The organism is Sphingobacterium thalpophilum (assembly GCF_038396785.1).
Taxonomy (GTDB): domain Bacteria; phylum Bacteroidota; class Bacteroidia; order Sphingobacteriales; family Sphingobacteriaceae; genus Sphingobacterium; species Sphingobacterium thalpophilum_A.
Genome location: NZ_CP151087.1, coordinates 3,463,645 through 3,477,381 on the forward strand (window position 1 = coordinate 3,463,645; position 13,737 = coordinate 3,477,381).

General features: G+C 40.9%; 13 protein-coding genes. 3 read left to right on the forward strand and 10 right to left on the reverse strand.

Annotated features, from left to right (window positions below; genetic code table 11):
• Positions 1-8: 8 nt before the first annotated feature.
• Positions 9-1,937 carry a glucosamine-6-phosphate deaminase gene (nagB, locus tag AACH28_RS15365; protein ID WP_075990500.1) on the reverse strand — a complete coding sequence of 643 codons (1,929 nt, stop codon included), beginning with the start codon at positions 1,935-1,937 and terminating at the stop codon, positions 9-11.
• Positions 1,938-2,078: 141 nt separating this feature from the next.
• Complete coding sequence (locus AACH28_RS15370; RefSeq protein WP_341830923.1) at positions 2,079-3,227, reverse strand: methionine aminotransferase; 1,149 nt, start codon at positions 3,225-3,227, stop codon at positions 2,079-2,081.
• 72 nt (positions 3,228-3,299) lie between these two features.
• On the opposite strand from AACH28_RS15370, the gene AACH28_RS15375 reads away from it, so the two are divergent.
• A complete protein-coding gene (locus AACH28_RS15375; protein WP_341830924.1) occupies positions 3,300-3,983 on the forward strand; it encodes a TlpA disulfide reductase family protein in 684 nt (227 codons plus the stop codon).
• Between the two features lie 76 nt (positions 3,984-4,059).
• On the opposite strand, the gene radA is transcribed toward AACH28_RS15375, so the two are convergent.
• The 3 genes from radA to AACH28_RS15390 all read right to left on the reverse strand — a co-directional run bounded on the left by radA (position 4,060) and on the right by AACH28_RS15390 (position 8,561).
• A complete protein-coding gene (gene radA / locus AACH28_RS15380) occupies positions 4,060-5,445 on the reverse strand; it encodes a DNA repair protein RadA (RefSeq protein WP_341830925.1) in 1,386 nt (461 codons plus the stop codon).
• Between the two features lie 234 nt (positions 5,446-5,679).
• Positions 5,680-6,840 carry a dipeptidase gene (locus tag AACH28_RS15385; RefSeq protein WP_341830926.1) on the reverse strand — a complete coding sequence of 387 codons (1,161 nt, stop codon included), beginning with the start codon at positions 6,838-6,840 and terminating at the stop codon, positions 5,680-5,682.
• Positions 6,837-8,561: a serine hydrolase domain-containing protein gene (locus AACH28_RS15390; RefSeq protein ID WP_341830927.1), complete on the reverse strand. Its 1,725-nt coding sequence runs from the start codon at positions 8,559-8,561 to the stop codon at positions 6,837-6,839. The genes AACH28_RS15385 and AACH28_RS15390 overlap by 4 nt, the downstream gene beginning before the upstream one ends.
• 196 nt (positions 8,562-8,757) lie before the next feature.
• On the opposite strand from AACH28_RS15390, the gene xseA reads away from it, so the two are divergent.
• Positions 8,758-10,044, forward strand: a complete 1,287-nt coding sequence (xseA, locus tag AACH28_RS15395) for an exodeoxyribonuclease VII large subunit (protein WP_341830928.1) — start codon at positions 8,758-8,760, stop codon at positions 10,042-10,044.
• 49 nt (positions 10,045-10,093) lie between these two features.
• Complete coding sequence (gene xseB, locus AACH28_RS15400; protein ID WP_070562394.1) at positions 10,094-10,315, forward strand: exodeoxyribonuclease VII small subunit; 222 nt, start codon at positions 10,094-10,096, stop codon at positions 10,313-10,315.
• Positions 10,316-10,340: 25 nt separating this feature from the next.
• Here xseB and AACH28_RS15405 read toward each other — a convergent pair whose 3' ends face one another.
• From AACH28_RS15405 to AACH28_RS15425, 5 genes are all read right to left on the reverse strand, one after another.
• Positions 10,341-10,937, reverse strand: a complete 597-nt coding sequence (locus AACH28_RS15405; protein WP_341830929.1) for an MgtC/SapB family protein — start codon at positions 10,935-10,937, stop codon at positions 10,341-10,343.
• A gap of 289 nt (positions 10,938-11,226) precedes the next feature.
• Complete coding sequence (locus tag AACH28_RS15410) at positions 11,227-11,343, reverse strand: hypothetical protein (RefSeq protein WP_341830930.1); 117 nt, start codon at positions 11,341-11,343, stop codon at positions 11,227-11,229.
• The gene (locus AACH28_RS15415; RefSeq protein WP_341830931.1) at positions 11,331-11,846 is read right to left on the reverse strand and encodes a pirin family protein; all 516 of its coding nucleotides are present in this window, start codon (positions 11,844-11,846) and stop codon (positions 11,331-11,333) included. The genes AACH28_RS15410 and AACH28_RS15415 overlap by 13 nt, the downstream gene beginning before the upstream one ends.
• Positions 11,847-11,945: 99 nt before the next feature.
• Positions 11,946-12,692: an amino acid racemase gene (locus AACH28_RS15420; protein WP_341830932.1), complete on the reverse strand. Its 747-nt coding sequence runs from the start codon at positions 12,690-12,692 to the stop codon at positions 11,946-11,948.
• A 57-nt stretch (positions 12,693-12,749) separates the two neighbouring features.
• The gene (locus tag AACH28_RS15425) at positions 12,750-13,733 is read right to left on the reverse strand and encodes a DUF4973 domain-containing protein (protein WP_341830933.1); all 984 of its coding nucleotides are present in this window, start codon (positions 13,731-13,733) and stop codon (positions 12,750-12,752) included.
• Positions 13,734-13,737 lie beyond the last annotated feature (4 nt).

Below are 13,737 nucleotides of genomic sequence, written 5' to 3' on the forward strand. Positions count from 1 at the left end.
CAGGTATTTTAGTCAAATTTCCATCTTACGAACGCTTCAATAGCTTCATAATTTGCAAGACCTAATTGGTCATATAAAGCTGCGGTTTCGCTCGTACGGTCTTCAGCACGTACCCAGAATTCACGTGGATCATCTCCAGGGAATACAGGTAAATCTTTTTGAGATTGGTGTTTGAAGATGGCTAAACGTTTGCGATAAACTTCTTGCGGAGATAATGGAACGGCCATTTGGATCTCGTGGATTGGGTATTCATGCCATGCGCCTCTGTATAACCATAACCAACAATCTTTGGTCCATTCATCTGTTTTGCTCAATCTGCTCAATGCTTCAAACAAGATATCGAAACATACTTTATGCGTACCGTGTGGGTCGGCAAAGTCACCTGCAGCAAATACCTGATGTGGTTTTACCTGACGCAACAATTCCATTGTTTGTTGAATATCATCTTCAAAAGATACATTTTTTGAAAACTTTTGTCGATCATAGAAAGGCAGATCCTGGAAATGGATATTTTCATCTGGCAAACCAACCAAACGAGCTCCTGCGATCGCCTCACCCTTACGGATCAATGCTTTGATTTTACGGACAAGTTCAGTATCGATTTGATTTGGTTTTTTTGTCGCAAAAATTGCTCTTTCCTCATCATAAATTCGACCGATCTGAGAAGCTTCCGCCTCTGCCCCTATTTGTTTTGCTAAATCTTCAGCAAACTCCAGATAACGTACCACATCATCATCCCAAACAGCTGTATTACCACAAGTTTGATAAGCAACATGGACATTGTGTCCTTGGTCTGCCAGACGAATAAATGTCCCCCCCATCGAGATGACATCATCATCCGGGTGTGGAGAAAATACAATTACATTTTTCTTCGCTGGATTGGCACGCTCAGGACGTTGTGAATCGTCAACATTGGGTTTACCTCCCGGCCATCCCGTGATCGTATGTTGAAGTTCGTTGAATATACGGATGTTGATATTATATGCCGGACCGGTTTCTGTAACCAACTTCGCCATTCCGTGTGCATTATAATCCTCGTCCGTAAGTTTCAGGATTGGTTTTTTGATTTCTAAAGCTAACCAAACAACTGCTTTTTTAATTAACGAAGGTGTCCAGGTAACATCTTCTGCCAACCAAGGAAGATCAAAACGTGTCAACAATGAAGCAGCAGCTTCATCAAGAATAAATTCAACGTTATCCGATAATTGTAGATAAGTTGCAGGAATCTCTGAGGAGATTTCACCTTCAACTGCTTTTTTAATGATCTCAGCCTTTGTTTCGCTCCAAGCCATCAAAATGATCTCTCTCGCTTTGAAAATTGTACCTACACCCATGGTAATCGCTTTTGTTGGTACATTTTCTTTTCCACCAAAAGCACGGGAAGCATCGCGACGGGTCAAATCGTCCAACGTTACCACACGTGTACCTGAGTTAGGTGCAGAACCTGGCTCATTGAAACCGATATGGCCGGTACGGCCAATACCTAATAATTGAATATCTAAACCTCCAGCTGCCGTAATCTTCTGTTCGTACGCCTCGCAGAATGCATTTACTTGGTCAGGAGCTAAGGTACCATCTGGAATATTTACATTGGCCGCATCAATATCTACGTGATCGAACAAGTTTTTGTTCATAAAGGTCACATAGCTCTGATCAGCATCAGGTTGCATCGGGTAGTATTCGTCAAGATTGAAGGTAATCACGTTCTTAAAGCTTAAACCTTCTTCTTTATGCAAACGAATCAATTCTTGATAGACTTTTACCGGTGTGGCACCAGTAGCAAGGCCCAGAACAGCTTTCTCACCTTTCTCTTGCTTTGCACGAATAATTTCAGCAATACGATTTGCAACGTTTTTCGAAGCTGAATTTTGATCTGGATAAACGCTCACAGGGACTTTTTCGAAGCGTGTTTCTTCCAATAAATTTAATCTAGCCATTTTATGGGTATGTTGATAAACGTGAATTACAAATTTATAAAATTAGTACCTCAAGTTGAAGTAAAATTTTAATAAAGTGGTTCTTTCTTAGCAATATTTTAAATAAAACCTTTTAGCTATGCTTTTAGGTCAATAATACGATTATACCCTATTCAAAATCTCGACGGCTTTTAATAGCGTTTCATCCTTTTTAGCGAAACAGACCCGCAAAACTTGTTGATTTGTAGCTTCTTTATAGAACGCCGAAAGTGGGATTGTTGCAATTTTGTGTTGCCTGGTTAACGAACAAGCAAACTCAAATTCTTTCTCCTGACTGATAGCACTATAATCTATATTAAGGAAATAAGTTCCTTCACAAGGAAGAATCTTAAACCGGGATCCCCTTAATCCGTCCTTCAACAAATTCCTTTTCCGCTCAAAAAAATCCGATAGGCCTTTGACATAGCTTATATCCTCCAGATATGCTGCGATAGCGAATTGCATGGGCGTATTTACACTAAACACATTGAATTGATGTACTTTTCTAAATTCTTGCGTTAATTGCGGCGGGGCAATGCAATAACCAATCTTCCAGCCCGTGGTATGCAACAACTTTCCAAAGGAAGCAATAACAAAACTTCGCTCCCGCAAAGTGGGTATTTCCAGTACCGATTGTGGGGAAGCTCCGTCAAACACAATATGCTCGTATACCTCATCGCTCAGCAACAACGCATTGGTACCTGATAACAAATCTCCAAGTTTAATCAATTCTTCTCTACCAAGTACTTTGCCTGTTGGATTATTCGGATTATTGATGATGATTAAACGGGTTTTGGAATTAATTAACGTAGCTACGTAATCCCAGTCAATCTGAAAATCCGGAGCCAATAATCGCACGGGAATAACTTTACCGCCGAACAACTCGATCGTCGGCGCATAACAATCGTATGCCGGTTCAAAGATAATAACCTCATCTTGTGGCCTAACAACTGTGGCAATAGCTGTAAAAATTGCTTGTGTACCGCCAGATGTCACAGTAAGCTCTGCTGTTGCATCAACCGCCACGTCATAAACTTCACGATATTTTTTAGCGATAGTATCACGTAATGCCTGTGCCCCAATCATTGGCGCATATTGGTTATGCCCCTGTTCCATTGCCTTAGACACTAATTGAACCAACTTCGGATCAGTCTCAAAGTCAGGAAAACCTTGCGACAGATTTAAGGCTTGCTGCTCATTGGCAAGCATCGTCATTTTGGTAAAGATCGTCGTGCCGACACGTGGAAGTTTAGAAGTTAGGTTGAAGTTCATTTTTTGACATTTTATTAATCTACTAAATTAGTGGATTTTCTTATATTTGTAAATATATATAAGAATAATAACATGATAAAATACATCACACTACTTTTTTTAATTCTGCCATTCTTTGGTTCTGCACAAAAAAAAGAACTTACCAAAGAGGAGTATATTGCACGCGTTAAGGCCGCTCCGGATTCAATCTCGACATTGGTTGACTTGCGTAGAGTCGGCGGTTATGACCCTGTATACCTTGAGCTTCAGGCGCTTTATAATACCTTGAGTAAAAATGTCAAGAATTCAAGTGAAGGGAAAGAGTTCCAAGACTACTTAAATACGTTGGAAACGGTTCAAGTTGGAAAAACAGCTCCCGCGTTTACGCAAAATGATACTACTGGTAGCCCTGTAAAGCTTTCGGACTTTAAAGGAAAGTATGTTCTCCTTGATTTCTGGGCATCTTGGTGTCCGGATTGCCGTGTCGAAAGCCCAGATCTTGTAAAAACATACCAACAATTTAAAGGTGAAAACTTTGAAATATTGGGTATATCCTTTGATAAGGATCGCAATTCTTGGATTAAAGCCATCCATGCAGATAAATTGCACTGGCGTCATGTTTCGGATCTCAAACGTTGGCAAAATGATGTCGGAACATTATATGGCGTAAAATCTATTCCTCAGAATGTACTGATCGATCCCAATGGGAAAATCGTCGCCAAGAATTTACATGGTGATGCTTTACGCGCAAAATTGAAAGAAGTATTGAAAAAGTAAACGATAGGCAATACATAAAAAGACCATGCTTTAAGAAAGCATGGTCTTTTTATTTGTATACTCCTCTTTTAATCCGCTAGCCAAACAAGGCACTGAAGATGTCCTCCAATTTGGCAACCGGACGAATGGCAATATTATATTTTTTAGCATCCAATCCTTTGGTATTGAATTTAGAAATAAAAATACCATCAAAGCCCAACTTCTCGGCCTCCTGTATACGCTGTTCAATACGATTTACGGCCCTTATCTCACCCGATAAACCAACCTCTCCGGCAAAAGTCAGATTGGATCGAATCGCGATATCCTGTTGTGAAGAAATAATTGCAACAACGACAGCCAAATCGATCGCAGGATCTTCGACACGTAACCCACCGGCAATATTCAAAAACACATCCTGTGCACTTAACCTAAAACCAAAGCGTTTCTCCAAAACAGCCAGCAGCATATTTAATCGTTTCGTATCGTAGCCTGTAGAAGAGCGTTGGGCATTTCCAAACGCCGAGTTACTCACCAGTGCCTGTACTTCAATCATCATAGGACGCATTCCTTCGAGCATCGCCGCAATGGAAACGCCACTAACAGGTTCATCGCGCTGGGAAATCATAATCTCCGAAGGATTTGACACTTCCCTAAGCCCCGACCCCTGCATTTCATAAATACCCAGTTCTGAAGCCGATCCAAAACGATTCTTTACGGCCCGTAAAATTCGGTATACATGATGACGATCACCCTCAAATTGAAGCACCGTATCCACCATATGTTCTAAAACCTTGGGACCTGCAATAGATCCGTCTTTGGTAATATGTCCTACAATAAAAACTGGTGTACTGGTTTCTTTTGCAAACCGCAGCAATTCTGCGGTACATTCGCGTACCTGAGAAACCGATCCTGGCGCCGATTCAATTTGTGCGGAATGTAAAGTCTGTATAGAATCTATGACAATGACATTCGGCTGTACCGTCTCGATCTGCTTGAAAATATTTTGAGTCGATGTCTCGGTAAGGATATAACAATTTGCTTTAGAAGATTGTGACAATCGCTCTGCCCGCATCTTAATTTGCTGTTCGCTTTCTTCCCCAGAAATATAAAGTGTCTTGACTTGTGGGATCGATAACGCGAGCTGTAACATCAACGTAGACTTCCCAATACCAGGTTCGCCTCCGATAAGTACCAATGACCCCGGAACAATACCACCGCCAAGAACCCGGTTAAACTCCTGATCAGGAGTCAATATCCGTAATTCATCCTGATAGACAATTTCGTGGATGATCGCAGCTTTATTCGCTCTTTTCGTGCTTCCGCCTGTGGTAGAACTACGCCATTCGGGCACTTTTGAACTCGCCTTTTCGACGACTTCCTCAACAAAACTATTCCATTGCTTACAAGAAGGGCATTGTCCCATCCATTTGGGCGATTCGTAGCCACAGTTTTGACAGAAGTATGCTGATTTTGATTTTGCCATGCTACGAAATTACAAATTTATAGCTGTTAAAAGCGTAATATCATGCCCCATACATATAATATTACCCAGGATATTATGCAAGGACTGATCAGCCTTTCCATAATGCTACTCCTATGGCGGCTTAAGTCAATACACAGTATATTACTATATACCACATCAGTATTTTAACAATACGTCAACAATGCTGCGTGTATACTGGAACCTTACTCACAAACCTTAAAAAAACCGAAGTGTTTATTCTTCATTTTCTTTTAAGATCCGCAAGAAATTTTGTCCCATGATCTTCGCAACATCTGTGTTTGTATAACCTCTCTCCAACAGCGCTTTGGTCAGTAGTGGAAATTTAGAAACATCTTCCAGACCTTGGGGTGAGGATTCTATGCCATCGAAGTCCGAGCCGACGGCAACATGATCAATACCCACTTTTTTGACCAAATAGTCGATATGATCCAATAATTTCGACAGTGGAGCATCGGCTTGCCGTTGAAGTTCTTTTGGCAACTTTTCATACATAGACCAAGTACTCAATTTTGTATCCCCCTTATCACCAAATTTACCCACATACAAATCCTTAAGCCTTGTTTCATAGGCCGGATCCAAAAAACCTGAATAAAAATTGACACCAACAACGCCCCCATTTTTTTTCAAAGCTTCCAATTGTGCATCTTTTAGATTGCGGAAATGTGGACATAATTCATAGGCGTTGCTATGGGAAACCAAGATCGGCTTGGTCGTTATCGCCAGCACGTCATAGAAAGTCTGCTCTCCTCCATGGGACAGATCAACCATCATACCTAATTCGTTCATCTTCCGAATAATTGCTCGACCTTTTGCCGTCAACCCTTTATCCTTGGGATTCATACGACCTGATTCCATTGCTGCACAACTCGCCCAGGACAAATTGTAGTTCCAGGTCAAAGTGAGGTATTGGGCACCACGCTCATAGAGTCGCATTAAATGATCAACACTTCCCTCAATCATATTTCCGCCTTCAACCCCAATCAAAGCGACTATTTTTCCCGTTTTTAAGATCGAATCGATATCACGTGAAGATTTTGCCAAACTTATTTTATCGGTATTCGCCGCAATCATCTTTTCCAATGCATCTATCTGGTCATTGGCGTGCTTAAATGCCCCGGATTTCCACTTCGCATCATCGGACCACACAGCAAATACCTGCACATCGACACCTCCCTCCCGCAGTCGCGGTAAATCAGTAGCTCCCGTACCTATTCGCTGACCAATATTTTTCCCTGGGAAAATGGATTCGTAAATCACATCATTGTGTCCGTCGACGACCACCAAATCTTGGTGTATCTGTTTATAGTCTTGACTATATCCAACATTGTTGAGTGTCGTCATTGTTAGTCCAAGTAATAGCAGGCCTTTTATCATTTTTGACTTTCATTGATCGTTTCATAAATAGCGTCCTGAATCCTACTTCTGATATTCAGGTCCAACAACTTGGTACTCACCTGAGGATGTACGCGATTAGACAAGAAGATATAGATCAGTTGATTCTGCGGATCAATCCAGATGCACGTTCCTGTATAGCCAGTATGTCCAAATACAGAGCTATTTGCTAACTTAGATGGATATTCATTTTTTGGGTTTGGATCCCAACGGTCAAAACCTAAGCCCCGACGGCTGCTTGTCGATTGCCTGGAGGTAAATAAATCTACTGTTTCCGTTTTAAAGTAGCGCTCCCCCCCGTACTCTCCTCTATTCAATAGCAATTGACCGTAGATTGCCAAATCGTTTGCTGTAGCAAATAATCCGGCATGCCCGGCAATACCGCCAGCCATTGCCGCACCCTGATCGTGGACATAGCCTTCTAGCAATGTTTTCCGAAAGGAGGTATCTTGTTCGGTAGGAACGATTTCATCCTTTGCAAAACGCTCTCGGGGAAGGTACCCCGCGCGCGTCATCCCCAATGGCCTGTAAAAGTTCTCCTGCACATAATCTTGCAGAGGTTCAGCGGTCTGATGTTCTGCAACTTCCTTCATCACGTACATACTGATATCACTATACACATAATTTCCAGTGGGTTTTACAGGTGATTTTAGCATCTCGGGCCACATGACATCGCGGTAATAATTGTTGAGGATATAGCTATTGTCGGCCATTTTTACTTGATGGTTATCATCGCGGACTGAAACAACGTCTCCTGCTTTCAGATATTTATAGAAGGGAATAAAAGGTGTAAATCCTGCTTCATGCAACATCACGGAACGAAGCTTGATATCCTTTTTATTGGTATACTTTGCCTGCCATAGGTAATGTCCCATGGTACTATCCAAATTAATAATATTCCGCTCGGCAAGACGCATAATGACAGGAGTAGTACCAGCAATCTTACTGACAGATGCGAGATCAAAAATATCAGTTGTTTTGGTGGGAACATCTTTGGAATATGTGTGAAATCCATAAGATTTCTCCAAGAGTACTTGCCCGTCTTTCACGATCATGACAACAGCCCCCGGTGTTGCTTGCTTATCGATGGCTTCTTGTGCAATGGCATCAATTTTCTTCGTCAATTTGGTCAGGTTCAGATTAGAACTTGATGCAGCGCCATATTGCAGCCTTGTCTGTGTGGTTTTGACATGACCGGCGGTTATAGGAATCCCACCAAAAATAGACATTGCCATCTGACGCTGTCCAATCTCTGTAAAAGGAGCAAGCAATTCGATCAAATCAGACTGTGGGTGCTCCGATAAACTCTTTTTGTTCTTTTCGTTTTCAAAAAAATGACAAAGGATAACTTTTTTATTGTTTAATACGGCCTGCTTCAACTGTGCTAGACAAGCTGCATCTAAGTCATCTTCCTTTCCAGCCACAATAATGGTGTTATAATATTTGATGTCCTCATCAAATTTATTAAAATCAAAGATTTTGGTGTTTGCATAGCGGGCCAACTGTTCTGTGAACATCGCATATTTTGCCGCGTTAGGAACGACAACTGCAATACGAAGTTGATCCAGGTTTTCTAAAGGCAGCAACTGATCGAGGTTATTAAACAGTATTGTTTCGTTTTTGATCGTCGACTTATATTGAGCAAACAGGGGGCTAATACAGAACAAACCTGCAAATAAAGCCCCAAAAAATCGTTTTTTCATTCTGCTTTTATCGTTTTTTAGGTTCTATCAAATAAAAATACGAATTAAATAACGAAGGAATATACTCGCTCGAAAAAAAATCAATTTTGTTACTCGACTTGACTATCGGGGTTAATAAATTCTGTCTCCCTTTGGTCATAGCAGATTCAACCATCCCCGGATTGCATCATGAAGGTTTTTTCTGTAAGTTTGACTAATGCCAGAATTGATTCAAGATAAAACAATATTTTCCTTGCTGGAAGTCAGCCGCAGTATCCAAAAGACACTTGCAGAGCGGTATAAGAGTTTGTACTGGATCAAAGCTGAAATGAACAAGCTCAATCATTATACGCATTCTGGCCACTGTTATCCTGAACTGGTAGAAAAACAGGATGGAAAAATTGTCGCTGAAATTCGGTCGATCCTATGGAAAGCTGATTACAAACGTATCAACAACAATTTTCTTAAAGTCGCGCAAGAACCTTTACGAGAAGGGATCACGATGTTATTTCAGGCAAGTATTTCCTATGATCCCATGTACGGATTAAGTTTGCGCATTGTTGATATTGATCCGACTTTTACCTTAGGTGAACTTGAAAAGGAGAAGTTAGACAGTATTCGAAAGTTGAAAGCAGAGGGCATATATGAGTCTAATAAATTATTGGACTTTCCTGTGGTTCCCAAAAGATTGGCAATTATTTCAGTAGAAACAAGTAAGGGGCTTTCTGATTTTTACAAGATTATTAATCAAAACCCTTGGGGTTACCGCATCGAATCCACCCTCTTCCCTGCATTGTTACAAGGAGACAAGTCAGTACCTTCTATTATAAATCAGCTTGCCATTATTGCTGAAAAAATAGACGGGTACGATGTGGTCGCCATCATCCGTGGTGGAGGCGGTGAGGTTGGTCTTTCCAGTTATAACAACTACTTGCTAGCTCGTGCTATCGCTATATTTCCCATCCCCGTATTGACGGGTATTGGGCATTCGACGAATTATACAGTTAGCGAAATGGTAGCCTATAAAAACGCGATTACGCCCAGTGAGCTGGCCGATTTTCTGATTCAGAAGTTTCATAATTTTGCTATTCCAGTCGATCGGGCTGCAGAGCGCATACAACAACTCATTCTTACCCGATTTAAAGAAGAGCACAATATCTTATCTCAACTGGCAACGCATATACAATGGATCGGAAAGAGAGAAATTCAGACCTCGAGGGCGGCCATCCAGCAATTTCAACATGATCTTAACGCCTTGTTAAAATTGCGCTTTTATGAGCACAAAACGGCACTGGCTCATACCGAACGAATTATTCAGCTATCTGATCCAATTAGACTATTGAAACAAGGTTTTTCAATTACTAAGGTTAACGGAAAACTACTGCAGTCGGTGACACAAGTATCTCCCGGCGATGTAATACAGACGATACTCGAATATGGAGAGCTTACCAGTACTGTGACAGATAAATCTCCGAAGGAAGACCTAGACGAGAACAATACTTAATTTGGCATCGCCACACAAAATTTAAAGAAAGCATATCAAGCATAGCATAATGGGACAGAATTATACCTACACGGATGCCTTTAACGAGTTACAAACTATCGTGAGGGAAATAGAAAATGGCACAACAAACATTGATGAGCTCGCGGGAAAAATCAAGAGGGCTTCCGACCTCATTCAAGTCTGCAAAGCCAAGTTAACAGCGACGGAGGACGAAGTAAACAGTTTATTACAGCAGATAACCCCAACTCAGGAAACGGATGATGATGAATAAATAAAGTAGACAATATCGTAATTCCTTAATATTGATAGGCCACCACCTGCCTATCACGCCGCAGGGTTTCTACAAGCGCTCTATGCTGGTTAACATTCCCCGTCAATCGCCATACGGTATTCAAACTTTCTTTGTTATAGCGTTGACTTATGACGACAGCTTTAAAGCCCATACTTCGGATTAACTGTTCCGTATGTTCAAAATCTGCTTCAGATAAGGTCTGCAGTTCATAGTCTTTTATCTTGTGATAATTGTCAATATAGGTTTGTAGATAAGTTAGCAGCGCTAATATCATCAGAACCAAGCCCACACCAATAAAAGCTAAAAATATATATCCGGCACCAACACACATACCCAAAGAAGCTGCAGCCCAAATTGTCGTAGCGGTCGTTATACCACTTACTTTATTGTCTTCTTTGAAAATCACGCCTGCTCCTAGGAAACCGATACCAGTAATAATGTTTGCCGCCAATCGATCTGGATTTGCCAATCCAATTTTTAACGAAAGAATCGTAAAAAGACAAGATCCAAAGCTCACCAATATAAACGTCCTCAAACCCGCGGATTTATTGCGATATTCACGTTCAATCCCAATCAGCAGGCCTATTAAGACTGATAACATAATAAGCAAAATGTCTCGCGTTTCGAAAGGTTGAAATAGGTTATCCATGAGTTTATATCTTCTTCATCCAATTTAAGAAAAATAGGGAGATCTATCAAATGACCTCCCTGTTCAAGAATAACTCTTTATCGATCCAATACATCGGAACTTTAATCAGCAATAACGATATATCATAGTAAGCTTCATTTTCATCGACCTAATACATCGGCACTTCGATTAGCAGCAATGATGCATCATAGTAAGCCTCAATGCTTATTTTTTCTGTTTCGTATAAACCAATGGCATCCCTTCATGAAAGCATTTCATTTGCTACAGCGATCTTTCCTTCCAAAACAAAAAGATAAAGTCCATTTTGCTCCGAATGAACAGTATAGTCTATCTTTTTACCCGCCTCTAGGTCTCCCAAGTTAAAATAGGCATCTGATGTATATGTACAGCATGGTGATCCATTTTATCCGGTGAAACAATCGTTGCAAATTTATTGTGCCGATCCAGTTGAAGGTAGGATTTCTGATCGTATCTGGGCTCCAACCCTATTTCGTTGGGGATTACCCAAATTTGTAAAAATTTAACAAGATCCTTCTGATTGCTATTAAACTCGGCATGCTGCACACCTGTACCTGCAGACATGATCTGCACTTCTCCTGTTTGAATCGTACGGCCATTGCCTAGACTATCCTGGTGTATAAGTGTCCCTTCGAGTGGTATACTAACAATTTCCATATTGTGGTGACCATGCCGATCAAAACCTTGTCCGCCCTCTACCTGATCGTCATTCAATACCCGCAATGCACCAAAATTCATTCTTTCGGGATCAAGATACTGTCCAAAACTGAATGAATGTGCAATTTTCAACCAGCCAAAATCGACGTGACCACGGTCATTTTCCCGATGTATTATCTTTTGCATGTTGTCCTCCTTACTGCATAAGCTTCTCGCTATCAGGAGGCAAAACCCATACCAACGGCAATACGAAACCAAAATCTGCCAATTTGTCAAAAGACATGGCTACACCGCTTTTAATTTATCCGGAGCAAACGAATGAACAAGTGCACGAGCAAGAATTCTATTCGGGTCTATGAGAATCATCCCATTGTGATCCCGTTCGGGAATAGCCAAAGGCAATTCTGCACAACCCAAAATAATGACCTGTGCGCCTTTCTTTTTCAGGTCGTCCATGACCAACAATAGATCCTCTCTTGCTTTATTCGCAATCGGTACCGGTTGGGCCTTTATTCCATAGTCTTCATCATAGATTGCATTATTTACCTTCTCTTGTTGTGTTCCTTCTGGCTCAACAAAAACGAAACCTTTTCGAATAAAAGCTTCCCGATATAAACTGCAGATCTGCTCTCCAGCGGTAGATAAAATGCCTACTGTCGTGTCGGGATAATTTTCCTCTACAAACCGAACCGTTTCATGAACGATATGCAATAGTTTTAACCCACTCCCCATACGCGCCATTTCATCTTGAACGACGGAAAAAATAGGCTCTGCATGTGCCGTATTGGACGGAATCGCAGCTATCGTCGCACCAGCCGTTTCAAGTTGTCTTAAAATTGCAGCAATAGCCTTACCGGGGTTAACATTGGATTTATCCAATAAATACGCCGTTCGGTCAGGGATCAAATTTGGACATGAGAATAACAAAAGCGGCAAGTGTTCCTGATCGGACCCTGCCGCCGTCTCATCTATAACTTTCTTCGTAATATCCAGGCCGCCATATGGGCCTAGTCCGCCTACTATTCCAATCATAAAAACTATTTTTATATCATAGATATAACCAATAGTCTTACAAATGGTTTGTAGAAATTACCATTCTATTGCCTGGTCTTCGTCAGGAATCTGCGTATTTAACTTCCGTTCTAAAGTAAGCGATCCAGCAACCTTATAACGAATCGGCACATTTGGAATCATGGTATAATCCGTAAATTCATAATCAATATTATTGATCGTAAGCCAACGCCATTTCAAATAGGGGCGTACTTTGTCCATTGCTTCTGAGATTGTATAACTTGCGTCTTTATTTACAACAAATTTAATATTCGGGTTATCTGACCGGAAAGTCACTGTGCCAGTCTTGGTAAAGGTTGCATATATTTTGTAATTCCGTCGGTCTTGTCGCTCTTCGTCAATATTTCCTGCATAGAAAAAAATAGTATTTTCGTCAACAACATAGCTCCTAATTTCACTTTTCACTACGGGGGTTTCATTCTCTTGCCCCTCCATTCTGGTTAAGAGGGCAGCCCCCGAATAATTCCCCGAATAATCGTTGAAGGGATTAACGCGAAGAATCGCTTTCCTATAGTACTTACGCGGATGACCTTTATAATTCGCTGAAGGGTCGTCCATAATTGTAAGCGGCAATACCCACTTTTCAGTCATATCAATGCCCTTTAAAGAGAAATCTATAGCCAGTAAGCCTGTATTTTCCCCGGCATTAATGTTTACTGTAGCAGGGAACGAATAATAATTGCTACTTAATTGTTGATAATAGAAATCTTTCCGGTTTTGAAATCTTTCAAAATTCAGCACATTCAAAGTATCCGCATCCACTCCAACCTGAACCGAAAAATTTGATTCATTATTGGTCGATCCGCTCACAATCAAAGGTTGTAAAAAGGTGCTTTTAGCAGCATCCTTATAACGAACATGAATATTAGCGACCCCGTTGTTGTCTAAAGGAGCTTTAAAGGAAATATAATGTTCATATTGTTCTTCCTTCCATTCATCATTGCATGCTCCAAAAATGGAGAGTATCAGCAATAGAAAGAATTGTATATATAACTTGTTCATAAGA